General features: G+C 62.5%; 20 protein-coding genes and 1 pseudogene. 13 read left to right on the top strand and 8 right to left on the bottom strand.

From position 1 onward, the window contains the following. Positions 1-5: 5 nt before the first annotated feature. Positions 6-479 carry a Cys-tRNA(Pro) deacylase gene (gene ybaK, locus ACZXDY_RS35825; protein WP_464348767.1) on the bottom strand — a complete coding sequence of 158 codons (474 nt, stop codon included), beginning with the start codon at positions 477-479 and terminating at the stop codon, positions 6-8. Positions 480-766: 287 nt separating this feature from the next. Here ybaK and ACZXDY_RS35820 point away from each other — a divergent pair, with 287 nt between their 5' ends. Together ACZXDY_RS35820 and ACZXDY_RS35815 are read left to right on the top strand one after the other, a co-directional pair. After that, positions 767-2059 (top strand): adenylosuccinate synthase, encoded by a 1293-nt coding sequence (locus ACZXDY_RS35820; RefSeq protein WP_464348766.1) that lies wholly within the window; start codon positions 767-769, stop codon positions 2057-2059. A 36-nt stretch (positions 2060-2095) separates the two neighbouring features. Then, positions 2096-3682, top strand: coding sequence for a hypothetical protein (locus tag ACZXDY_RS35815; protein WP_028163813.1), 1587 nt, complete (start codon positions 2096-2098; stop codon positions 3680-3682). A 213-nt stretch (positions 3683-3895) separates the two neighbouring features. Here the strand turns inward: ACZXDY_RS35815 and ACZXDY_RS35810 are convergent, their stop codons facing one another. Beyond that, complete coding sequence (locus ACZXDY_RS35810) at positions 3896-4789, bottom strand: LysR family transcriptional regulator (RefSeq protein WP_464348765.1); 894 nt, start codon at positions 4787-4789, stop codon at positions 3896-3898. 97 nt (positions 4790-4886) lie between these two features. Between ACZXDY_RS35810 and ACZXDY_RS35805 the strand changes: the two genes are divergently transcribed. From ACZXDY_RS35805 to ACZXDY_RS35795, 3 genes are all read left to right on the top strand, one after another. Continuing rightward, a complete protein-coding gene (locus ACZXDY_RS35805; RefSeq protein ID WP_464348764.1) occupies positions 4887-5720 on the top strand; it encodes an SDR family oxidoreductase in 834 nt (277 codons plus the stop codon). Between the two features lie 97 nt (positions 5721-5817). After that, positions 5818-6315 (top strand): lipocalin-like domain-containing protein, encoded by a 498-nt coding sequence (locus ACZXDY_RS35800; RefSeq protein WP_028163810.1) that lies wholly within the window; start codon positions 5818-5820, stop codon positions 6313-6315. Positions 6316-6639: 324 nt separating this feature from the next. Beyond that, entirely contained in the window at positions 6640-7059 is a 420-nt protein-coding gene (locus tag ACZXDY_RS35795; protein WP_464348763.1) for a DUF5413 family protein, read from the top strand. A 107-nt stretch (positions 7060-7166) separates the two neighbouring features. Here the strand turns inward: ACZXDY_RS35795 and ACZXDY_RS35790 are convergent, their stop codons facing one another. Beyond that, complete coding sequence (locus ACZXDY_RS35790) at positions 7167-7382, bottom strand: hypothetical protein (RefSeq protein WP_464348762.1); 216 nt, start codon at positions 7380-7382, stop codon at positions 7167-7169. Between the two features lie 356 nt (positions 7383-7738). Between ACZXDY_RS35790 and ACZXDY_RS35785 the strand changes: the two genes are divergently transcribed. Next, positions 7739-8941, top strand: coding sequence for a helix-turn-helix domain-containing protein (locus ACZXDY_RS35785; RefSeq protein ID WP_464348761.1), 1203 nt, complete (start codon positions 7739-7741; stop codon positions 8939-8941). Between the two features lie 346 nt (positions 8942-9287). Here the strand turns inward: ACZXDY_RS35785 and ACZXDY_RS35780 are convergent, their stop codons facing one another. Continuing rightward, positions 9288-9560, bottom strand: a complete 273-nt coding sequence (locus ACZXDY_RS35780) for a hypothetical protein (RefSeq protein ID WP_464348760.1) — start codon at positions 9558-9560, stop codon at positions 9288-9290. 152 nt (positions 9561-9712) lie between these two features. On the opposite strand from ACZXDY_RS35780, the gene ACZXDY_RS35775 reads away from it, so the two are divergent. Continuing rightward, complete coding sequence (locus tag ACZXDY_RS35775) at positions 9713-10240, top strand: DUF4112 domain-containing protein (protein ID WP_464348771.1); 528 nt, start codon at positions 9713-9715, stop codon at positions 10238-10240. Positions 10241-10305: 65 nt separating this feature from the next. Here ACZXDY_RS35775 and ACZXDY_RS35770 read toward each other — a convergent pair whose 3' ends face one another. Further along, the gene (locus ACZXDY_RS35770; RefSeq protein ID WP_028163803.1) at positions 10306-10596 is read right to left on the bottom strand and encodes a hypothetical protein; all 291 of its coding nucleotides are present in this window, start codon (positions 10594-10596) and stop codon (positions 10306-10308) included. 549 nt (positions 10597-11145) lie between these two features. Here ACZXDY_RS35770 and ACZXDY_RS35765 point away from each other — a divergent pair. Then, positions 11146-12756 (top strand): acyl-CoA synthetase, encoded by a 1611-nt coding sequence (locus ACZXDY_RS35765; RefSeq protein WP_464348759.1) that lies wholly within the window; start codon positions 11146-11148, stop codon positions 12754-12756. A 152-nt stretch (positions 12757-12908) separates the two neighbouring features. Here the strand turns inward: ACZXDY_RS35765 and ACZXDY_RS35760 are convergent, their stop codons facing one another. From ACZXDY_RS35760 to ACZXDY_RS35750, 3 genes are read right to left on the bottom strand one after another with little or no spacing between them, the layout of a single operon-like run. After that, positions 12909-13421, bottom strand: a complete 513-nt coding sequence (locus tag ACZXDY_RS35760; protein WP_028163801.1) for an SRPBCC family protein — start codon at positions 13419-13421, stop codon at positions 12909-12911. Positions 13422-13453: 32 nt separating this feature from the next. Then, a complete protein-coding gene (locus ACZXDY_RS35755; RefSeq protein ID WP_464348758.1) occupies positions 13454-13921 on the bottom strand; it encodes an SRPBCC family protein in 468 nt (155 codons plus the stop codon). After that, entirely contained in the window at positions 13914-14228 is a 315-nt protein-coding gene (locus ACZXDY_RS35750) for an ArsR/SmtB family transcription factor (RefSeq protein WP_028163799.1), read from the bottom strand. Before ACZXDY_RS35750 ends, ACZXDY_RS35755 begins: the two co-directional genes overlap by 8 nt. A 119-nt stretch (positions 14229-14347) precedes the next feature. On the opposite strand from ACZXDY_RS35750, the gene ACZXDY_RS35745 reads away from it, so the two are divergent. The 5 genes and pseudogenes from ACZXDY_RS35745 to ACZXDY_RS35725 form a co-directional block, all read left to right on the top strand. After that, entirely contained in the window at positions 14348-15790 is a 1443-nt protein-coding gene (locus tag ACZXDY_RS35745; RefSeq protein ID WP_464348757.1) for an LVIVD repeat-containing protein, read from the top strand. 9 nt (positions 15791-15799) lie between these two features. After that, the gene (locus tag ACZXDY_RS35740; RefSeq protein WP_464348756.1) at positions 15800-16339 is read left to right on the top strand and encodes a hypothetical protein; all 540 of its coding nucleotides are present in this window, start codon (positions 15800-15802) and stop codon (positions 16337-16339) included. A gap of 76 nt (positions 16340-16415) precedes the next feature. Further along, positions 16416-17033, top strand: a complete 618-nt coding sequence (locus ACZXDY_RS35735; RefSeq protein WP_028163796.1) for a LysE family translocator — start codon at positions 16416-16418, stop codon at positions 17031-17033. 1074 nt (positions 17034-18107) lie between these two features. Next, a complete protein-coding gene (locus ACZXDY_RS35730) occupies positions 18108-20321 on the top strand; it encodes an alkaline phosphatase family protein (RefSeq protein ID WP_464348755.1) in 2214 nt (737 codons plus the stop codon). 656 nt (positions 20322-20977) lie between these two features. Continuing rightward, positions 20978-21186 (top strand): annotated as a pseudogene (locus ACZXDY_RS35725) (histidine kinase); the annotation flags it as partial.

Below are 21186 nucleotides of genomic sequence, written 5' to 3'. Positions count from 1 at the left end.
TCACCTTACGCCGTCAGTGGCCGCACGATCGCGCCGACAGCCTTCACGGCATCACCGGGCGCCAGCTCGATCTGCAAACCACGCTGGCCGCCGTTGACGAACACGCTTTTCTCGGTGAGCGCCGCCTGCTCGATCGCGATTGGCACGCGCTTCTTCTGCCCGAACGGGCTGATACCGCCCACATGGTAACCGGTCAGCCGCTCGGCGTCGGCCGGCCGCATCATCTTCGCGGTCTTGCCGCCGAAGGCGCTCGCGAGCTTCTTCATACTGACCTCGCAGTCCGACGGCACCACGGCGCAGACCGGCTTGCCGTCGACCTCCGCCATCAGCGTCTTGAGCATCCGTTTGGGCGCCACCTCCAGCGCCTCGGCGGCCTGCAGGCCGATGCTGTCGGCGTTAGGATCATAGTCATAAGCGTGCACGGTGAATGTCACGCCGAGCTTTGCCAGTGTCTCGGTGGCGCGGGTACTCTTGGACATCTGGCTGGCTGTTCCCTTAAACCTTGTCCATGATCGAGGCCTGCCTTGCGGCGGCCACAAATTTTCCGGGGATATCAAAGGCTTGGAGATTGTCCAATTGGCGCAAAAACTACCCTTCTTGCTTGCTTAAGCGTAGCGCTTCCTTTATCGGGGTTAGCGTCCCGCGCGCGAACGGCTAACGCCGTGATTTCGGCTGGGCAGCTTAAACCATGATCCGGAAAGTTCGGCACCGCTTTTCCGCGTCGATCATGATCGAACCTTGAAGTGTTGCAGGGAACGCTTGCGAAATGGCCAATGTTGTCGTGGTCGGCGCCCAATGGGGCGACGAAGGGAAGGGCAAGATCGTCGACTGGTTGTCGGAGCAGGCCGACATCGTCGTGCGCTTCCAGGGCGGCCACAATGCCGGTCATACCCTTGTCATCAATGGCGAGACCTACAAGCTCGCGCTGCTGCCGTCGGGCGTGCTGCGGCCGTCGAAGCTGGCCGTGATCGGCAATGGCGTCGTGTTCGATCCGCAGGCCTTCCTCGACGAGGTCGAGCGGCTGAAGGGGCAGGGCGTCGCGGTCAGCCCGGACAATCTGCGCATCGCCGAGAACGTCACGCTGATCCTGCCGCTGCACCGCGATCTCGATGCGCTGCGCGAATCATCCAATGCGGTGACCGCGATCGGCACCACTCGCCGCGGCATCGGCCCGGCCTATGAGGACAAGGTCGGCCGCCGTGCCATCCGACTGATGGACCTCGCCGATCTCGACACCTTGCCGCACAAGATCGACCGCCTGCTGGCGCACCACAATGCGCTGCGCCGCGGCCTCAATCTCGAGGAGGTCGACGGCAAGGGCATCCTGCGCGAGCTGACGGCGCTTGCGCCGAAAATCCTGCCCTACGCCGAAACAGTCTGGCGGCTGCTCGACATCAAGCGCCGCGAGGGCAAGCGCATCCTGTTCGAGGGCGCGCAAGGCGCGCTGCTGGACGTCGACCACGGCACCTATCCCTACGTCACCTCCTCCAACACGGTGGCCGCGCAGGCCGCAACCGGCGCCGGCCTCGGCCCCGGCGCAGTCGGTTATGTCCTGGGGATCTGCAAGGCCTACACCACCCGTGTCGGCCAGGGTCCGTTCCCGACCGAGCTGACGAACGAGATCGGCGAGGAAATCGGCCGCCGCGGCAAGGAATTCGGCGTCAACACCGGCCGCAAGCGCCGCACCGGCTGGTTCGATGCGGTGCTGGTGCGGCAGACGGTGCGCACCTGCGGCATCACGGGGCTGGCGCTGACAAAGCTCGATATTCTTGATGGATTCGATACCATACAGGTCTGCACCGGCTATAAGCTCGACGGCAAGGAAATCGACCATCTGCCGGCGGGCGAGGGTGCACAGGCCCGCGTGGTGCCGATGTATGAGACCATCGAGGGTTGGAAGCAGCCGACGGCGAACGCCCGGTCCTGGGCCGACCTGCCGGCACAGGCCATCAAATATGTCCGCCGGGTGGAAGAATTGGTCGGCTGCCCGATCGCGCTTCTTTCCACCAGCCCGGAACGCGAGGATACTATTCTGGTACAAAATCCGTTCGAAGCTTAACGGGATATTACCTATATCCCACCAATTTGACTGGAAATGGCTGATTACTACCCGCTGATTGCCCGCGCCATCGCCGGATTGGACCCCAATGCTCCCGGTGAGAGCCGCCGCGCGCTTTATGAGCGCGCGCGGGCTGCGCTGATCCAGCAGCTCCGCAGCGTGCAGCCGCCGCTTTCCGAGTCCGAGATCACCCGCGAGCGCCTGTCGCTCGAAGAGGCCGTGCGCAAGGTCGAATCGGAGGCCGCCCAGCGCGCCCGCGAGACCACCCGTCCTGCCACCGGTTCCCGCAGCGGCGATGCCTTCCGCCGCGCCACTGCCACCGCCGCCACGACCCGCCCGCCGGAAGGCGCTCCGGCCGCAGCAACCACCCCGCCGCGCCCGCGCACTCCAGCGCCGCCGCGTCCGCCCGGTGGTGAGGATCGTCCGCCGCGCAATCTCCGTGGCGAGGCGCCGCCGGTCGCCCCGCGCCCGCCCGCGCCACCATCGCCCGATCCGCAGCAGCGGCCCCCCGGTGCGCGCCGCGGGCCGGATAACAACGGTGCCGCGAACAATGGCGCGCCGCCGGCGCCGCAGCCGCCGGCTCTGCGCGGCTTCCGCGATCTCGCCGCCGACGCCGACGATCTCGGCCGCGCCGCCGCGCAGGCGAACCGCAATGCGCGCAAGACCTACGCCAATGTGCCGTCGCCCTCGCCGGAGTTCGACCGGCTCGAGCCGAATATGGAGAATCGCGGCGCCGATCCGGACGCGCCCTATTCCTATGACGAGTCGAGCGAGGAGGCCGAGCGCTACGGGCCGCAAGGATCGCAGCCGCGGTCGCGGATCGGCAATGGCGGTGATCGCGACGCCAAGAAGGGCGCGCGGCTCGGCTCGGCATTCCCGTTCAAGAGCGCGATTGCGGTCGGCATCATTCTGATTCTGGTCGGCGCCGGCATCCTCTGGGGCAAGCAGGCGGTCACGGTGGTGAGCGGCCTGCTCAAGTCGTCCCCCTCGGTGGAGGCGCCGAAGGATGTCGCGACGCCCGCGACCAAGCCGAAGATCCCGGACCGCGTCGGCCAGCCGTCGTCCAGCGAGCCGGTTGCACCGGTGGCGCAGCGTGTCGTGCTCTATGACGAGGACCCCAGCGATCCCAAGGGCAAGCAATATGTGGGCTCGGTGATCTGGCGCACCGAACCGATCAAGGCTTCGGGCAACGCGGCACCCGACATCGCCGTGCGCGCCGACATCGAGATCCCCGACCGCAAGTTCAAGATGACGATGTCGTTCCGCCGCAACACTGACTCGTCCTTGCCTGCGAGCCACACCGCCGAGCTCACTTTCATCCTGCCGCAGGATTTCCCGAACGGCGGCGTCGGCAATGTGCCGGGCATCCTGATGAAGTCCAACGAGCAGGCCCGCGGCACCCCGCTCGCAGGCCTTGCGGTGAAGGTCACCGACGGCTTCTTCCTGGTCGGCCTCTCCAACGTCGATGCCGACCGCTCGCGCAACCTGCAGCTCCTCAAGGAGCGCTCCTGGTTCGACGTGCCGCTCGTCTACTCCAACCAGCGCCGCGCCATCATCGCGATCGAGAAGGGCGCGCCGGGCGAGCGCGCGTTCAACGACGCGTTTGCGGCGTGGGGGGAGTGAGGGGAGTTCTCTTCGCGTCGGATAATGTCGCCGGTCGTCCAGGTCTTGTCGATGAACACCAGACGAGACCGGAGCGATCCGCTCCCGATATTTGATCCATTGCGGCCGCCGACGCGCAACATCTGGACAGTCCTGCTCGGCAGCACTCAGCGTTTTTTTTATAACTGAGCTTCTCGGCGTGGACGAAGTCCCACACCGTCCGGTAGTCGACCTTCAGACCTCCGCCGCCTTCAGAGTATCGATGAACGCCCGTAGCGTGGAAGGAACGTGGCGATTGCGGGGGTAATAGAGGGCGAGACCCGGAATCGGAGGGCACCAATCCTCCAGAACGGCGACAAGGTGCCCCGAATCCAGAAGCGTTCGGGCGAAGCTTTCCGGCACATAGGCAATGCCGAGCCCATCCGCTGCTGCTTCGACGATCAGGTCATTGTCGTCCAGGGTCAGAACGCCCGGAACGTCGACCACCACCTCCGCGCCGTGTCTTGAGAATTCCCAGCGATAGCGCTTTCCGCTTGGCAGGCGCTGGCGGATGCACCGGTGGGCGTGCAAATCGTCCGGCGTGATCGGGGGATCTCGACCCTCCAGATAGGCTGGCGAGGCGACTGCAATGAAGCGGGCATCGCCGCCGAACCGGACCGCAACCATGTCCTGCGGCACTGCTTCGGCAAGCCGGACACCGGCATCGAAACCCTGCTCGACGATGTCGACGAGCCGCCCCTCGGAGACAAGATCGATCTTGACCTCCGGATGATGAGCGAGGAAGTGCGGAATGACATCACGCAGCAAGATTGCAGCTCCGCTCTTGTTGGCGTTGATCCGCAAAGTTCCGCTAGGCGTTCCGCGCACTTCGGCGAGCGAGTCGAGAGCCGCATCGAGGTCTTGTAGCACCGGACCCAGGTGCGCGAGCAGCCGGGCGCCAGCCTCGGTGAGCGAAACACTTCGGGTGGTTCGATTGAGCAGGCGGATGCCGAGATTCCTCTCGAGCCCAATCATTGCGTGGCTCAGGGCCGAACGCGATACGCCTATCGTCTCGGCAGCTCTACGGAAGCTGCGAAGGTTGGCGACGGAGGCGAAAGCCGCCAGATCGTTCAGGCTCGGGCGCGGCACTGGTGAATTTATTTCACTTACTCATCCAATAATGAACGTCTTATAGCACCAATTGGTCCCCTCCACATCATCGGAGTAATTTCAGAGGGAATATCTCATGAGCAAAACCTGGTTCATCACCGGCGCGTCGTCCGGCCTCGGCCGCGAAATGGCGCAACGCCTTCTTGCCCGTGGCGACCGCGTCGTCGGGACGGTGCGACGGGAAAGCGCCCTGGCCGACCTTCAGCAAGCACACGGCGAGAACCTCAGTACGACGATACTTGATGTGACGGATACCGCCGGGCTCCGGGCGGCCATAGACGACGCATTCGAGCGTATGGGGCGGATCGATGTCGTCGTCAGCAATGCCGGCTACGGGCTGTTTGGAGCGGCCGAGGAACTTACCGACCCGCAGATAAACCATCAGATCGCTACCAATTTGACCGGCTCGATCCAGCTCATCCGCGCGGCAGTGCCGCATCTGCGTCGTCAGGGAGGTGGGCGCATCATCCAGGTTTCGTCGGAAGGCGGGCAGATCGCGTATCCGAATTTCAGCCTTTATCACGCGAGCAAGTGGGGCATCGAGGGATTCGTCGAGGCCGTGGCGCAGGAGGTCGCGCCCTTCGGAATTGACTTTATCATCGCCGAACCCGGCCCGACGGCCACGAATTTCGGAGCCGGTCTGGTGCGTCCCGCGCCGATGGACGTCTACGACGACACTCCCGCCGGCGCCGTGCGCCGGGCGATCGACAGCGGGAGCTTCGCGCTGAAGGGTGATGCGGGACGGACTGCGGCAGCGATGATCGCCGCCGCCGACAGCACTAATCCTCCACTGCGTCTCGCGCTGGGCAGCACCGCTTACGATTCGATTTCGAAGGCTTTGACGCAGCGACTCGTCAGGATCGAAGCGCAGCGCGAGGTCGCGTTCTCAGCCGATCGCGAAGACGTTTGACATCTGATGCGGCGGTTGCCCTCACACCCGCGACGTGAGTGCAAGGTTGGCCGCTAGTTACTTATGACGCAGGCAGGTACAAACATAGGCAGGAAAAATGCCAATTCGTTCAATGTTCTTGGCCATCATACTTGGAGCCTCTGTTGTCGGTTCTCATGCCCAAGCAGCTTCAGCAAACCAGGTGGTGGGTACTTGGCGTATGGTATCGGCGCAGATTGATCCAGAAGGAAGAAACCTTCCTGCTTACGGTCAGCGGCCAAACGGCATGCTGGTCTTCACGCCAGATATGCATTTTATCGAAGTTTTGACGGATGCAGATACGCCACGTTTTGCGTCGAATGTGCGTGGTGGAGGCACGGATGCCGAAAATCGAACCGCGATGTCTCGAAGCATCGGTTTTTTCGGGACTTACACTGTGGATGAGACAGGTGAGTTCAGCGGCAACCGCGTCGAAGGGGCCACTTTTCCAAACTGGGTTGGGGATACCCGCACTCGGAGGGAGCTGACCCTGAAGGTTTCTGGCGATCAGATGACAGAGCATTTCCAACGCCCGGACGGAACGAGGATCGTCATCGAATGGCAGCGGGTAAGGTAAGTAGCTTCTGGCTTGCCCCTCCTTCCCCACGCTTCGCACCATTGCCTCTCGACCTTTGCGCGTCAAACGCGCATTCTTGTGGCTGTTCATCCGGTCTCTCTCTGGAACACTGAAGCTTCGCAACCTCGGCTTCCTCGGTTCGGACCAGATGGACAACCTCCTGAAAGACCACAGCTAGAGCATGATCCGGCAAAGTGGAAACCGGTTTTCCCTCGCGACAAACGCGAAGCGTTTGCGTAGGAAGATCATGCTCAGACAAAGAGATGAGATTATGATCCGATTCCGTCTAATCGGATCATAATCTAGTGCAGTGAGTGGGACGCAATGAAACGCTACCTGATCTTCGCCGCTATCGGCCCGTTCATCGGCGGTCTCATTCTGCTGTTCGCGACCTCCTACCAGTCCGGCTATTGGACCGAGACAGGCGCGCACGAGGTCGGAAAGTTCTTCCTGGCGTTCGTCAAGACGCTGCAATACGCGTACCTGTTCGGCCTCGTGCCGTCGCTGATGCTGGCGGCGATCGACGACATCCTGATGCATGTGCGGAAGATCAATCCGTTCGCGCGGATGCTGATCGTTGGCGCCATCGGATTCATCGCGGCCGAATTGCTCTACGGCTCGCGCGGCCCGGACTCCGGCGCGGTGCAGTTCATTCTCTACGGGCTCGTCGGCCTGGTGCCGGCAACGCTGTCGTCCTGGCTGGCGCACAAATACGCGGAAGAGCCGCAGCCGGCAACGACTTAACCGCTTCTGCAATGACGGCGTCGTCCCGGCTTGAAGTGCGCGGTGATGTCTCGTCAGAACCGCCGATCGATGAAGACGACTATCTAACAGCCATAGGCTGCGATACTTTATTGCAGGCCATACTTATGCAACGCGACGAGCAAGAGGCGAATGATGCAGTCCGAGATCGTTTCGCCTCGCAGGCGCAGTTGCTGCAGCCCCGCCAACGTTGCCTCGTTGACCGGTATGAGCCAGTTGCCGTTTGGCAGGCGCCGTCCGGTCGGGGCCCCAGCCGCACTCTCTATCAAGGCGCGGCACTCCTCAGTGATCTCAATATTCGGCATCGCTTGATCGGAGTCCTCGCGGGATTAAAGCCGCCGGTGTTGGCCTGAGCCAACATCATAGCTCGCGCTGCGCGCGCCCCGGCTACTGCACATCAGAGAATCCATTTGACCGCATGCTCTGCCGTTGGATGTGTTGCGGGCTCGTCCTTCGGGCGCCCCGTCTCGGGAGGATGGCGATGTCGGAGGCGATCTTGCTTGCTGAGGAGACTGACCTGTTCGGAGACCCGGACCATGCCAAGGATCCGATTGAGGACAGGACGAAAGGCGCGATTCATGTAGGTAGCGATTTGCCGGGCAGGTGGAATTGTCCAGCAAACACACCGGCAACGTGACGGCTACCCCGTGGTACGGAAAACATGAAGTTTTGGACGGAATGCAAAATTTTCGATAGCAACGGGTGCTATCCGAGCGCACGCATCGGGAGCGATGGAATTCACTACCTGGCTGGATGGTCTATGGTTAATCATTCGGACGATCGCCCGGACCCGCGCGACCCCTCCCGTACCCCTCCCGAAACGTCGTCCCCAAAACGTCCCGCGCGCTTCCTCTACGGGGAGCGAAGCAGCCTCGATCCCCGTGCGAATAGCGCGGACTATCTCGCGGACGCCAACCTGTTTCGTCGCAGCTATGTCCGAACCATCGGCGAATCGGAGGGGATGCCGCTCGACAGCACCGTGGCATGGTTCGTTGGGAACAACGTCGCTTTCTACAAGCTGACGTCCAATTCCTGCGTGGAGGCAAAGCGAACCGAAGCGGATGCGGCAGCCGACAAGATCGACGGCGTGGTATTCGACTACGTCCTGTCCGGAGAATACAGCGAGGAGACCGCAATCGGTTTCGTCAGCCTAAGAGCCGGAGACCTTGGGATGGTCCAAAGCACGGTCGAGGTGACGGCGCGGTCGCGCCTGGCTCGCATAGCGACAATTTTCCTGCCGCGAACACGCCTCGCTGCTGCACTCGAGACTGACCTCTCCGGCGAGCCCTTCGTCCTTCGCTCCCTCAGTTCAGCTCCGCTGGCGCCCTTTGTCGGCGCCCAGATGCGGTTGCTGTTCGAGTCCTACGGGAGGATGGACGCGCAAGACTTCGAGATCGTGCTGGAGGCGACAGCCGAACTCCTCATTCATCTGCTGCGGGGCGAACTGTCGCGGGGCGAGCAGCCCCAGGGACGAGCGAGCAAGGAATTCATGCGGGCGATTGCCTATATCGAGGAGAACTATCATCGCCCCGAGCTGACGCCGGACGATATCTGGCGGGGCATCAACGTATCGCGGACCCAGCTCTACAAGCTGTTCTCGGAGAATGGCCTGACCGTGGCAGGATATCTGCGCGACGTTCGGCTGCGCCGTTTCGTCGATGCCTTGAGGACGACGGACGCGTCCGGAATCGGCCGCCTCGCCTGGACCTGCGGATTGGATATGCAGGCCGCCGACTTCACGCGTTTATTCAAGCGTATCTATGGGATGACGCCGCGCCAGGCGCGAGCGGCTCTACAAGCTGGGCAGCCCGTTGTAACCAAGGCTTTTCCTGCGCCCTCTGATATCGAAGAGGGTGGAAAGTGACGCAAAGCTCGGACGCAAAGCGCCGCGAGAATGCGGACTCGCATCCCTCACGCCGTTTGACATTTGAATCAGCACTCGCGGCCATGCTGTAGGGTGGGCAAAGCGAAGCGCGCCCACCATCACGAGCACGGCGCTGGATGGTGGGCACTGCGCAAGTGCGCCTTTGCCCACCCTACAACTCTACAACCGGTTGCTCGCGCCACAAACGCTTCCCTGTGGTTATGGGTCTGCTTTCGCGGGGGCGGTAGGATGGGTAGAGCGAAGCGAAACCCATCATTGGTGCCGCTTGCTCCATCGCGATGGGTTTCGCTGCGCTCTACCCATCCCACGGGACGGCTGCAACGCTCTATTGCAAACCGTACTTATGCAAGGTGACGATCATGAGGCGAATGATGCAGTCCGAGATCGTTTCGCCTTGCAGCCGCAGTTGCTGCAGCCGCTCCCATGTTGCCTCGTTGACCGGGATGACCCAGTTGCCGTTTGGCAAGCGCCGTCCGGTCGGGGGCTCAACGGCGCTCTCAATCAGGGCGCGGCACTCCTCGGTGATCTCGATATTCGGCATCGCTTTGATGGAAGTTTTCGCGGGACTAAAGCGGCCGGTGTTGGCCTGAGCCGACAAGATCCACCAGTTAAATCGCGGCAATGCTTTTAACTGGTATCGCGAATGAGACGCTGCTAACGACTCAATAACGGCGAGTGTGCGGCTCGGCCGCGAGGTGACAGAGCGGTAATGTGACGCAACTTGTACCGCGCGCCTGCGTTACCATCTCAATGCTCATGCCCGACGACATCTTTACGCCCAACCGCGCCCGCTCGCAGGGCCCGTTCCGCGACACGCGGCCGCGGGGGAAAGTCATCGACCAGGACGGACGCGAGATTCCGGAGGCCGCGCTGCATCCGCAGTTCGAGGCGTTCCGGCTCGACTTCGAGACCGCCAATCCGTTCGGCAATCTCACCCGCGAGCAGCGGCTGGCGCGGCTCGAGGCGATCGCAAAGCTGCTCGACGTCGCCTTCATCGTGCCCGGCACCAAGATCCGCTACGGCATCGACGGCCTGATCGGCCTGATCCCGGTGGTCGGCGACATCATCACGACTGCGATCTCGCTGTGGCTGGTGCGCGAAGCGCGTGCGCTGGGCGCACCCTGGCATATCACCGCGCGGATGCTCGCCAATGTCGCGCTCGACGGCGCGGTCGGCCTGGTGCCGCTCGCGGGCGACGCATTCGACGTCATGTTCCGCGCCAATGTCCGGAACGTGCGCATGCTCAAGCGCTGGCTGGACAAGCAGCCACGGTTTTAGGTCCGAAAAAGAGAAAGCCCCCGGAGCATCCCGAGGGCTTTTCGCTTGGGTAGGGACGGATCGGTTTAAGCGGCGTCGGCGTCGGTATTGGCCTGCACCGGGCGCGGACGACGCGGCAGCGGGAACGCCTCGCTCTCATAGAGCGAACGGATGCCGTTCTGGTCGAAACGGGCTTCCTCGACCTGCAGGTAGGCGCCGTTCAGCGAATCCGCCGGCAGCTCTTCCATGGCATACTGCACGGCTTCCGCCGCGGTGCCAAAGCGCCGATAGGCGAATCCGGCCCGCTTCTTCTTGCGAATGGCGGCAGGAAACAGCTCGGCGGAGGTGTTAAAGTTGAACGGACGCATAGGACGCATGGTCGACGACCTCTTACTCTTCTTAGCGATAGCGCGATTGGGGGTTGAGGACGGCGGGCCACAACCGGCGGCGCGCCGCACATGTCATTTCGCCCCCTAATATAGGCTTATTTGACAAAATTGCGACCCCTGAACCGTGCCGACAGACCTCATGATGAATCCGCGCATGACAGTAAGGAAATCAGGATAAGCTAAATTAAATCAATTAGTTGCGTGAGTTCCGGGCCGCCTGCGTCTACCGGAAGGGGGAGAATTCGAGGTGATCGGCCGGTGTCCCGTCCGCGCATTATTCCGCGGCGCGGCGAAGTCGGCGACGGAATGACGACCCGGAAGGATTGCACGCATCGCGACGCGTTGACGCGGCTTGCGCCGCCTCGCTTCCCGCTCGGGTCGATCAGCAACGCTCTCAGCGGCAGCGCATAAGGCGCGACGTGCAGGGGCACCAAGACTTGTGCGGGGCGCGCGGCGCTTTAAAACTGACGACAACAACAGAGCGACCGGTCATCGCGATGCCGGTCCGCGAAGGAAACGCTGGGAACGCCGAGGATCATGCTCAAGGAAGCCGCAACCTACGACGAGCTCTACCGCAACTTCCGCTGGGACGTGCCGGCGCGCTTCAACATGGCGACCGCCTGCTGCGACCGCCATGCCGATGGCTCCGGACGGCTCGCGCTTGTCTATGTCGACGAGGACGGCGCCCAGACGCGCACCACCTTCGACGAGGTCGCGGAGATGTCGCGCCGCTTCGCCAATGTGCTGAAGGCCGACGGTCTTGAGCGCGGCGACCGCGTCGCGGTGTTCCTGTCGCAATCGCTGGAATTGCCGATCGCGCATTTTGCCGCCTTCCGCTCCGCGATGATCTCGATCCCGCTGTTCGCGCTGTTTGGCGAGGATGCGCTGGAATTCAGGCTGTGGAATTCGCAGGCGAAGGCGATCGTGACCGACGCGGCCGGCTGGGAGAAGCTCGCCAAGATCCGCGACCGCCTGCCTGAGTTGAAGAACATCTATGTGGTCGGTGACGAAGCGCCCGCAGGCACCAGGCCGTTCTGGCCCTCACTGCGTGCGGCCTCGGCGGAGTTTACCAGCGTCGACACCTCGGCCGACGATCCCGCGCTCATCATCTATACGTCGGGCACCACAGGAAATCCAAAGGGCGCGCTGCACGCGCATCGCGTCGTGCTCGGCCATCTGCCGAATGTCGAGATGTGCCACAACTTCCTGCCGCGGCCCGGCGACCTGATGTGGACGCCCGCGGATTGGGCCTGGATCGGCGGCCTGATCAACGGCCTGTTCGCGTTCTGGTACCACGGCATTCCCATCGTCGGCCATCGCGCGCGCAAGTTCGAGCCGCAGGCGGCGATGCAGATGATGGCGGACCTCGGAATCCGCAACGTGTTCCTGCCGCCGACCGCATTGAAGCTGATGCGGCAGGCGGGCGTGAAGAATTCCGGCGTGAAGCTGCGCAGCATCTTCACCGGCGGCGAGTCGCTCGGCGGCGAACTATTGGGCTGGGTGCGCGACACCTTCGGCATCGACGCCCATGAGGTGTTCGGCCAGACCGAGTGCAACCTCGTGATCGGCAGCAATTCGAATCTGTTTCCGATCCGACCGGGCTCGATGGGCAAAGCGACACCCGGCTTCGACGTGCGCATCGTCAACGACAGAGGCGAGGAGCTGCCGCGGGGGACGCGCGGCATCATCGGTGTGCGGCAGCCGTGCCCTTGCACCATGATCGAATATTGGCGCAACCCGGAAGCGACCGCGAAGAAATATGCCGGCGAGTTCTTACTGACCGGCGATCTCGGCGTGCAGGATGAGGATGGCTATTTCTGGTACGTCAGCCGCGAGGATGACGTCATCACCACCGCCGGCTATCGCGTCGGCCCGTCGGAGATCGAGCATACGCTGATGAAGCATCCGGCAGTGGCGATGTCGGCCGTAGTCGGCATTCCCGATCCGATCAGGACCGAATCCATCAAGGCCTGGATCGTGCTCCGCCCCGGCTATGCCCCGAGCGACACGCTCGCCCGCGAGATCCAGGACTTTGTCAAAGTACAACTCGCCGCCCACGAATATCCGCGCTTCGTCGAGTTCGCGGAGTCGTTGCCGATGACCGCGACCGGCAAGGTGCTGAGGCGCGAGTTAAGGGCGCGGGGGTGAACCAAACACCGCTGTCGTCCCCGCGAAGGCGGGGACCCATAACCCCAGGCAGTTGTTGTGGCGCGAGCAAGCCGTTGCGGCGGAGCACAATACAAACGCCTGTGGTTATGGGTCCCGGGTCAAGCCCGGGACGACAGCGTGCGTGTGGTTACTTACGGCGTCGCAATCCCCAGCTCCTTCAGCGCCGCCAGCATCCGTTCCGGCGGTTGCATCTGGATGACCATGGCCTCACCGGTCTCCAGCAGGCTCTTGAGGCTGGAGAGGATAGCGGGCCAGCCGGCGCGGCCACCAGAAAGGATATCGTCGCTGATCGGCCGGTCGTGCGATTGCAGCAGCGTGAGCTTGACCGCATCGCCGGCTTGCTCGATCTCATAGGTCACGAGCGTCGGTCCGAGCTTTTCCACCAGCGCCGGCCAGTTGACGTTAAAGGTCACCGTCAGCTTCCGCGCCGGCTCGCATTCGATCACCTCGCCGGTGATGTGCGGCGCGCCATCGGGCGTGCGCACCATGAATGCGCCGCCGACGCGGAGATCGACCTCGACCGCGTGGCCGGAAAAATACTTCCGGCTGAACTCGGCATTGGTCAGCGCCTCCCAGACCTTCTCCGGTGTGGACGCGATATAGATCGTGTAGACGATCGCCGGCTTGAATTTCTCGATATTCATGTCCTCTGGATTCCTCCGATAGATCTTCATTTCTATTCGAACCCTTCGATCTCAAGCGCACGAGGCGGGATCGCGATCACTGTCCCGGTCTCGAGCAGGGTCTTGAGTCCCGACAGGATCGCCGGCCATCCCTTGGAAATGCCGTCGAGAAGTTTGCTGCCTTTGGCGAATCCTTCATGCGTCACGGTCAGCTTCACGAGGTTGCCGTGGGGCTCAATGGTGAAGGTGACCTTCGTCGGCGGTTCCTTGCGCATCTCCTCATCGAGCTGATGCTTGAAGGTGTAGGCGAGACGCCGCGGCCGCTCGGCTTGGAGGATCTCGCCCACATCCGTCGTGGTGCCGTTCATGACCAGTGCGAACGGGGAACCCACCTTCCAGTCGGATTTCACTTCCGTGTTGAACCAGTAACGCCTGGTGAACTCGCTATTGGTCAGCGCCTCCCACAATTTCTCGGGCGTGGTCGAGATATAGGTAACGTACACGAATTCCGGCTTACTCATCACGCTTCTCCAATTGCCGCTTCAATTCGCTGAGCGCGACCAGCTTGGCGCGCTCGAATTTTTTGATCCACCGTTCGCCGATCTGATGGATCGGCACCGGGTTGAGATAGTGCAGCTTCTCGCGGCCATGCTTGAACGTGGTGACGAGATTGGCCTGTTCGAGAATCGCAAGGTGCTTGGTGACCGCCTGCCGCGTCATGGCGAGGCCTTCGCACAGTTCGTTTAATGTCTGCCCGTTTCTGGCGTGAAGCCTGTCCAGGAGCGACCGCCGCGATGCGTCCGCCAGCGCTTTGAAGACTTCGTCCATGCCATCGACAATAGGCAACTAAATGGTTGCATGTCAAGGGTGTGTTTTGGCGCTGAATTCAGCCGTGTTATCGTAGCGTCAGCCAACGAAGATTGGCTTTGCAACAATGGGAGTGACGCATGAAGGGTGGCGGCAAACTTGCGCTGTGTGTGGCAATTGCTTTTCTCGGGAGCGCGGGCGCTTATGCGGAGCAGCAGAAGGTCGGAGCACCTCCCGAAGCCTCCAACATGAGATTGGTGGGAACCAACGACCTGCAGGCGCGCAGCGCCTATCAGCCCACCATCCATCATCAGGGCGACCGCTGGATCGCCTATATCGGCCATCACGGCGGCACTGATGAGATCCCCGATCCCGTCAATCCGATGAGCGGCAAGCCGGAACCCAACGGCACGTCGATCGTCGATGTCACCGATCCCGCACATCCGCAATATCTGCGGCACATTCCGGGGCAGGAGGGCAAATATGAATCCGGTGGCGCGCAGATGGTGCGTGTCTGCGACGGCAAGGATCTGCCGAAGGGGGATCGGAGCGCGGTCTATATGCTACGCACCTTCGGCAGCGAGGCGCATGAGATCTGGAATGTCGCCGATCCCGCCAATCCCGCGCTGATCGCGCGGATCGGGGGACTGAAGGATACGCATAAGAGCTGGTGGGAGTGCGACACCGGCATCGCCTTCCTGGTATCGGGCGCGCCGGACTGGCGCACCCGTCGCATGACGCAGGTCTACGATCTCAGCGATCCCGCGCACCCCGTGAAGATCAGGGATTTCGGCTTGCCGGGCCAGGAGCCTGGTTCGACCGGCGCGGTGCCGACCGAACTGCACGGGCCAATCTCAACAGGTTCATCCGGCAACCGCGTCTATTTCGGCTATGGCACCAACAAGGGCGGTTTCCTGCAGATCGTCGACCGCGAGAAATTGCTCAACGGACCGAAGCAGCCGATCGCCGAGAATCTCCGCTATCCCGAAATATCGCGCATGCCGCTCTCGGCACTCAACGGTGCGCACACGGCATTCCCGATGCCGGGCATGCCGATCGCGGAATTTTCGCATGACAAGGACGGCAAGACCCGCGACATCGTCATGATCGTCGACGAGGCGATCTTGAATGAATGCGGCGAGGCGCGGCAGATGGTATGGTTCGCCGACGTCACCACCGAGACCCGGCCAATGATGATCTCGAGTTACACCGTGCCGGAGGCGAGCGGCTCGTTCTGCGAACGCGGCGGGCGGTTCGGTTCGCATTCCTCGAGCGAGAGCATGGCGCCGGTCTACTACAAGAAAATCGCCTTCATCACGTTCTTCAATGCCGGCGTGCGTGCCCTCGACATCCGCGATCCCTATCACCCCAGGGAAGTCGGCTACTTCATCCCGTCGATCACACCGGCAACCGACAAGCGCTGCGTCACCATCGAGGGCAAGGATCGCTGCAAGGTCGCGATCCAGACCAACAATGTCGAGACCGACGAGCGCGGCTATATCTATGCCGTCGACCGCGCCAATACAGGACTGCACATACTCGAATTGACCGGCGAGGCGCGCGCTGTCGCCGGCCTGCCGTGAAGGGGACGAATGCGCACCTGGCTGGTCATCGCGATTGCAGCACTTGTGCTCGGCGTCCTCTCGGGCGTCCCAGCCTACGAGACTTCGACGCCGCGCGAGACATGGCAAGAGATCGCCTGGCCGTTTCCGCGCGACGGCTGGCCCGCCGGTCGCGCATTCCGCTGCAATGCCGTGGCCTGCGGCGGAGATATCGAGGTCTACATCCGGCCAAAGCTCGGCTTCTGCAACTGCACGACCGGCGTCGCCGACGATGATGAGGTCGACCGCGTCGCCGATGTCGACTTGATCAGTACGCAGTTTGTACCGCTGCAGGCAGGAAAAGCAGTGCGTGTCGCCGATATGCCCGGACGCATGAGGACGTACGATCTGAAGATTGGCGATGGCGTGCCGCATGGAGCGATCGGCATCGCGGTCTCGCACCGCTGCGATCTCCTGGTGGCGGCGGCGCAGGGCAGGGGAGATGCGGCGGTCGTGCAGCGCGCGGCACTGGAATTGCTGGCATCGGCAGAGACGGCGAGATGGGTAAAATTCGCGATGAACACGCAGTAAGAATGCGCATGCCCGGGCTTGTTCCGGGCATCCATGTCCTTATTATGCAACAAAAAGCCTCGAGCCGAGTCCTCCCATGTCCCTGCAAGCCTATCTCGCCTATGTCGCCGCCTGCATTGCGCTCGCTTTGTTGCCCGGCCCGATCGTCACGCTGGTGATCGCCAACGGCCTGCGGCACGGCACCCGCGCAGCGCTGACCAATGTGCTGGGCGCGCAGGCGGGGCTGGCGATCGTGATCGGCGTCGTCGCCGTCGGTCTCACCTCGCTGATGGCGACGATGGGCTACTGGTTCGACTGGGTGCGCTTTGCCGGCGCGGCTTACCTGGTCTGGCTGGGCATCAAGCTGATCCGCTCGCCGGTTGCGGAGGTGAGCTCGGATGAACCGCCGCCGCCACCGCGCGGCGGTTTCTTCCTGCAGGGATTTCTGGTGCTGCTGTCGAATCCGAAAGTGCTGGTGTTCTTCGGCGCTTTCATTCCGCAATTCGTGGACCTGAACAAGGATCACTTCCCGCAAGTGGCGCTGCTGGGCGTGACCTTCATGGTGACGGCGGCGATGAGCGACATGGTCTACGCGCTGCTCGCCGGCCGCGCGCGAAAATTCTTTTCCAAGCGGCGGACGCGCCTGGTCTCGCGCGTCTCTGGCGGCTTCATGATCGGCGGCGGCATCTGGCTCGCGCTGACACGGGCGCGTTGAGAGCGAGCGTCGCGGTCAGGCGAATAAAGAAAAAGACCGCTAACCGAGGCGACCTCAAGTGCAGGTCCGTAATCGAAGCGTCGATAATTACTTCTTGCCGTGTTCCTCCATGTGGGCCTTGGCAGCTTCCTCGGAGTGATGCATGGCGTGAAGGGCGTGAGCTCTTTGCCGTATGTGCATGGTGCGCCGCTTTTTCGTGATGTCCGCCTCATGGTGCTTAGCGGCTTCGCGATCCCCGGAAGTCATATCCCTGTCATGAAACGTCGCCATGTCTTGTGGGAATGCCGACACAGGCCGACTGCCGCGACTGCGTTGTGAGCGACGTCGAGCCTGTCTTCGCCGAGATGCTGAAATTGCGCGGCGCATGAGTGCAGAGACCGACAGCGAAGATCGCAACATCCTGCTGAGCGAACGCTTTCCCGGTGGATCGTTCAAGGCGGTCGTAGCCCGTGCGTCGCGCGATTTGCACCGCTACCATTTGCGCTCAGACTTCTAGATTAAGTTCCAGTCTGTGGCAGCATGCGGACACTGTGGCGCGTGCCAGAATGCGAACGTCGCGCTGAGGCATCTCAACGATGGCGCTGCCCAATACACAGTTTGTGCCAATGTCCACGCAGCAATATGCGGAGGCGATGGGGTGGCGCGAGCTCGATACCGAAAGCACAGACGGCTGCCAATCCAGACCGCACTTATTCGAACTGAGATTGTCAGACGTCGTCAGAGACCTCTCGCATGACGGTGTAGGCAAGAACTTGCGGGTGACGCTCACTGGTTGACTGCACCATCGCTTCGAGATTCGCCACCAAGCGTTGCAGACGTGTTCGGCCTCGACGTACGTGGTTCCACTCGAAACAGATTGCGATCCGAACGCTTGCGTTCCCTCGCACGGCAAGGAGCGCTGGCTACTTCTAATATCGACGCGAAGGCCACATGCCGACATCATCGTGGCGTTGTCGCGACCACATTACAGGTGTCGCCGAAGCGTCACATGCGCGTCGTCAGCCAAGCCCGATAATCGTTGCGTCGTTGCCGACCAAACGCGCGTAGATTGCGCAGCGAAAATGGGGCGTCCATATGAACTCGAAGAGTTTTCTCTCCTTGATATTGGCAATGTCGCTCGCTGCATCGCTGACCGGCGTTGCAGCGCCGGCGCACGCCGATAACGACGGCGGCAACCGCGACCACGGCGACAACCGCGACCATGATCATGACGGGAACCATCATGGTTGCAAGTCGCCGCGGGTGGTGGTGATCTCGCTCGACGGCGCGAAGCCCGATTTCATCCAGAAGTTCATCGACGAGGGCGTGTTGCCGCATAACGGCGGCCTGGCGCGGCTGAGCCGCTGCGGCGCGGTGGCGGAGCAGAACGTGACGGCGTCGCCGTCGCTCACCGCGGTGTCGCACATCGAGATTGCCACCGGCTCGACGGCGGTTCACAACGACATCCCGTCGAACACCTTCCAGGCAATCGTCGGGCCGATCTCATCGAGCATCAGCGGATTTGCGGCACCGATCGGCGGCTATCGCGAGAGCCCGCTCGGGCCTTCGACGCGGCCGACGGCATTGCCGTTGTGGGTGCAGTTGCGCCAGCAGGGAAAAAAAGTGGTCACCGCGACCTGGCCGGGCGGCGACGGCGCCGACATCTCCATCAACAACACCGTGGTGCAACCGGCCCAGCCGATCCGCGTCACCGACTTTACCGTGCCGTTCGGGGCGTTCGGCGGCATCGGAGCTCAGGGCTTCTCGCTGTCCCGGGGTGATTTCACATTCGATCCGGCTGTTGTCACGGCGCTCCAGGCGGCCGGCCGTTTCTCGTTTAGCCCGGTGCTGGTAACCTCAGCGCCGATCGAGACGTTCTCGTGTTCCTCGGCGCCATCGGCGACCTGCACCAATGCGGCGACGCTCGACGTTAAATATTCGATCCGGGTGGCGGCGCTCGACACCACCAATGACCGCAAGGTGAATTACGACACGCTGGTGTTCTTTGACGCGACGCGCGGCATTACGGCAGGACCGTTCCACGCGCCGTCGACCGGACCGGCCTACGTCAAGCTCGGCGGCGAGAATGCGCCGTTCTTCTTCGAAGGCAGCGGGACCAGGGCCGGCGCCGCATACTTTGTCTCGGCGCTGGCGCCCGATCTTTCGGTGGTGCGCTTCGCCCGCTACGGAGCCAACTACATCCCGCGCAACGCGGCGGTGCTGGCCGATGTCGATGACATCAACAACAATGTCGGATTCTGGCGTCCGCAGGCTGACTTCCGCATTCCGGAGCGGCTGAGCCCGGGCTTCACCAACTTCCCCGACCTCGAGATCGAGACGATGTTCGAGGACATGGTGAAGACCTTCGTGCGCTACCAGGCTGATATCGGCGAACGCGCGATCCGGAACCATCCCGACGCTGATCTCGTGATGGTCTACATCGAGCAGCCCGACGGCTCTGAGCATCAGTTCCTGCTTACCGACCGCCGCCAAGGCACCAACCCGACCGATCCGAACTCGATCGGTGCGGGCCAGGATCCGGCCAAGGTCGCGCGGTATGCTTCATATATCCGTTTCGCCTATCAGACGGCCGACAAGGCGGTGAAGCAGATCGCCGATGCGGCGGGCCGTGACAGCAACGTCATCGTGGTGTCGGACCACGGCTTCGCGCCGTTCCACACGTCGGTCAGCCTGACCAACATCCTGCGCAACGCCGGCATCGACACCACCAAGATCGCGATCCGGACCTCGGGTCCGGCGGCGAACATCTACGTCAACCTGCAGAACCGCGAGTTGGGCGGCACCGTCGATCTGGCGGCCTACAAGGCGCTGGTAACGCAGATCACCGACGCGGTGAAGAACGCGGTGGATTCCAACCCGAAGTTCAACTACTCGCTCAAGGACGGGCGGATCTTCACCGTGGTCGAGACCCGGCCGCTGCAGTGCGAGGAAGGGACCGGGGAATGCACCAGCAAGACCATCGGCCAGGATTTCGGCGATGTGTTCGCGCTGATGGCCCCGGGCTACAACTTCGACGGCATCCAGAACCCCGGCGTCGCCCGTCTCGGCGATGCGCCGTTCAATGCGGCAACGACCATGCTGTCGATGCCTAACTTCTACGGCGCCCATGGCCACGATCCCGAGCTGCCGGTGATGAGCGCGACCTTCATCGCCGCCGGCCCGCAGATCCGCAAGGACGCCACGATCCGCCGCATGCGCAACACCGACGTGGCGCCGACCGTCATGCAGATCCTGGGTGTCACGCCCCACCGCGTCGACGGCGAGGTCCTGCGCGAAATCCTGCGCTGAAAAGTTAGCGCGCGATCCTCAAACTCGTCCGATGGGCGCTGACCAGCGCCCATCGGAACCGGCCTCGTTGTGTCCTGGCTTCTCTTCGCCAACTTTTTGGCCGCTCGCCTACAATCGCAATCGTTTCCCGGCGGACTGAAACAGCTCTGTAATGCGGCCGGTTCAGGCTTTTACGGCAGAAGATTGGTAGCGGGACAGAAGTCAATGAGAATCACTCTATCGCCCTGACGTGCCAAGGGCCAACCCGACCGATAGATCGGCCTTCCTCGTCCGCGCCGAGCCGTGGACCTGCGGGGCCAGTCGACGATCACTAGAGCTCCAGCGATGTCGAGCGCCCAGTCCGAGGACGCTGCATTGGGCCTTAGGGCTCAATGGTTCGTGAGGCTGTTGAATGCTACCCGTGCCGCCATAGGGTCACCTGCCGCCAGTCTTCTCGTCGCTCTGCCATCCTTTGGCATCGACATGGCCCAACCTGTCTTCACGGCCGTGGGTGCCACTTCTCCGCGACGAACTGGTCAATGAAGGCTCGGAATAGCGCCACCGCTTGATGGCGTCGTTTCCGATCGCAGTTCGGAGAACTCTTGATGCAATGGCGCTTGTCGGTGGGCTGGGCACGGTCGGTCTGATGCCGCCGATCATGCGTAGGAAAGGTCGAAATGAGCAGCCTGTTATCACGCTTGTTCGCGCTGGTGGCAGCCGCCATACTGCCGGCAATCGCGATACAGGCGTACAATGAGATCGACCTGCGTCGCACGCGCGAGGTCGAAGTACAGGACGAAGCGCTCGGCCTCGCCAAGCTCGCCGCCGCTGAGCAGCAGCAGATCGTCCAGGGAGTTCGCCAGGCTTTGATTGCGCTCTCGGAGGT

This window comes from Bradyrhizobium sp. LeoB3, from assembly GCF_055456055.1.
Note: the sequence above shows the minus strand (reverse complement) of the source record. Positions and strands in the feature narration are given on the sequence as shown.

Excerpts from the sequence above, each read along its gene's own strand:
- ybaK (WP_464348767.1), bottom strand. The coding sequence starts at position 479 with ATGTCCAAGAGTACCCGCGCCACCGAGACACTGGCAAAGCTCGGCGTG.
- ACZXDY_RS35820 (WP_464348766.1), top strand. The coding sequence starts at position 767 with ATGGCCAATGTTGTCGTGGTCGGCGCCCAATGGGGCGACGAAGGGAAG.
- ACZXDY_RS35815 (WP_028163813.1), top strand. The coding sequence starts at position 2,096 with ATGGCTGATTACTACCCGCTGATTGCCCGCGCCATCGCCGGATTGGAC.
- ACZXDY_RS35805 (WP_464348764.1), top strand. The coding sequence starts at position 4,887 with ATGAGCAAAACCTGGTTCATCACCGGCGCGTCGTCCGGCCTCGGCCGC.
- ACZXDY_RS35800 (WP_028163810.1), top strand. The coding sequence starts at position 5,818 with ATGCCAATTCGTTCAATGTTCTTGGCCATCATACTTGGAGCCTCTGTT.
- ACZXDY_RS35795 (WP_464348763.1), top strand. The coding sequence starts at position 6,640 with ATGAAACGCTACCTGATCTTCGCCGCTATCGGCCCGTTCATCGGCGGT.
- ACZXDY_RS35790 (WP_464348762.1), bottom strand. The coding sequence starts at position 7,382 with ATGCCGAATATTGAGATCACTGAGGAGTGCCGCGCCTTGATAGAGAGT.
- ACZXDY_RS35785 (WP_464348761.1), top strand. The coding sequence starts at position 7,739 with ATGAAGTTTTGGACGGAATGCAAAATTTTCGATAGCAACGGGTGCTAT.
- ACZXDY_RS35775 (WP_464348771.1), top strand. The coding sequence starts at position 9,713 with ATGCTCATGCCCGACGACATCTTTACGCCCAACCGCGCCCGCTCGCAG.
- ACZXDY_RS35770 (WP_028163803.1), bottom strand. The coding sequence starts at position 10,596 with ATGCGTCCTATGCGTCCGTTCAACTTTAACACCTCCGCCGAGCTGTTT.
- ACZXDY_RS35765 (WP_464348759.1), top strand. The coding sequence starts at position 11,146 with ATGCTCAAGGAAGCCGCAACCTACGACGAGCTCTACCGCAACTTCCGC.
- ACZXDY_RS35760 (WP_028163801.1), bottom strand. The coding sequence starts at position 13,421 with ATGAATATCGAGAAATTCAAGCCGGCGATCGTCTACACGATCTATATC.
- ACZXDY_RS35755 (WP_464348758.1), bottom strand. The coding sequence starts at position 13,921 with ATGAGTAAGCCGGAATTCGTGTACGTTACCTATATCTCGACCACGCCC.
- ACZXDY_RS35750 (WP_028163799.1), bottom strand. The coding sequence starts at position 14,228 with ATGGACGAAGTCTTCAAAGCGCTGGCGGACGCATCGCGGCGGTCGCTC.
- ACZXDY_RS35745 (WP_464348757.1), top strand. The coding sequence starts at position 14,348 with ATGAAGGGTGGCGGCAAACTTGCGCTGTGTGTGGCAATTGCTTTTCTC.
- ACZXDY_RS35740 (WP_464348756.1), top strand. The coding sequence starts at position 15,800 with ATGCGCACCTGGCTGGTCATCGCGATTGCAGCACTTGTGCTCGGCGTC.
- ACZXDY_RS35735 (WP_028163796.1), top strand. The coding sequence starts at position 16,416 with ATGTCCCTGCAAGCCTATCTCGCCTATGTCGCCGCCTGCATTGCGCTC.
- ACZXDY_RS35730 (WP_464348755.1), top strand. The coding sequence starts at position 18,108 with ATGAACTCGAAGAGTTTTCTCTCCTTGATATTGGCAATGTCGCTCGCT.